General features: G+C 55.6%; 2 protein-coding genes. Both read right to left on the reverse strand.

The features are described from left to right. On the reverse strand, positions 1–302 hold a 302-nt coding region (locus AC1DYX_RS31510; RefSeq protein WP_477266189.1), incomplete at its 3' end, for a glycine-rich domain-containing protein. Positions 303–588: 286 nt separating this feature from the next. Beyond that, positions 589–969: sensor histidine kinase (locus AC1DYX_RS31515; RefSeq protein WP_477266191.1), on the reverse strand; the 381-nt coding region annotated here is incomplete at its 5' end.

A 969-nucleotide genomic window follows, 5' to 3' on the forward strand; every position in this document is an offset into this window, starting at 1 on the left:
TCGCCGCGCATGCCGACGTACGGATAGTGGTGCAGGAAGTAGCCGAACACCTGCTCGCAATCGGCGGCGTATTTCATCGTGTCGAGGATGTGGTAGTGCCAGAACGTGTCGACGTCGACCAGCGGCGCGGTGTCCTCGTCCGGGTAGATCTTCATCAGGCACAGGAAGCGGCGGTATTCCTTTTCGACGGCATTGGCCTTTTCCAGGCTCCAGCCTTCACCCGATTCCACATGCATCAGTTTCATCTTGATCGGTTCCAGGTCGAGTTGCGTCACAGCTTTAAACAGGTCGTTGGCGTTCATTGTCGTCCTCATTGATTGGTTGAGTACTGCTATTCCCTAGTTATGGTTGTGCGGTGAATCGACTGCCGAGAAACAATATTTCCGTGTTACATGTGATGACTTACGGCAACACACTATCAGATTTGCAGACGTGTCTTACACGTAATCAATGTAGACGAGGCAATTCACCTAGTTATTGATATTTGTCAAATAAACAACATTTATTGCATTTTTCCTATTCGAGATTTGCAGGATGAAGTAGAGCCATCCTGAAAGGATCCGGTGATATGTGAAAACGAGGGCGGCTTCAAATCACGGCGGAGCCTGAACCTTGTTCCTGCTCTTGGGATAAGGAAAGTACGGGGCCGTCGACGACGGGTGCCGACACCATCACGGTCGTGCCGCCGTCCGGTTCGCTGAACACGGCGCACGTGCCGCCGAGGATCACGATGCGCTCCTCGATGCCCACCAGACCGAATGAACCGTATTTGTTGCGCCCGCCAGGCGGCAGGCCGCAACCGTTGTCGCACACCGTCAGCGACAGCCAGCCGCCGTTCAGGCGCAGCTCCACCTTCACGCGCGTCGCGTTGGCGTGCCGCACGATGTTCGTGAGCGATTCCTGCAGGATTCGGAAGAAGGCCGTGGCGCAGTGGTCGGGCAGGGCGATCTCGCCATGGTCGTCCTGCAC

This window comes from Massilia sp. P2_C2 (genome assembly GCF_056404615.1).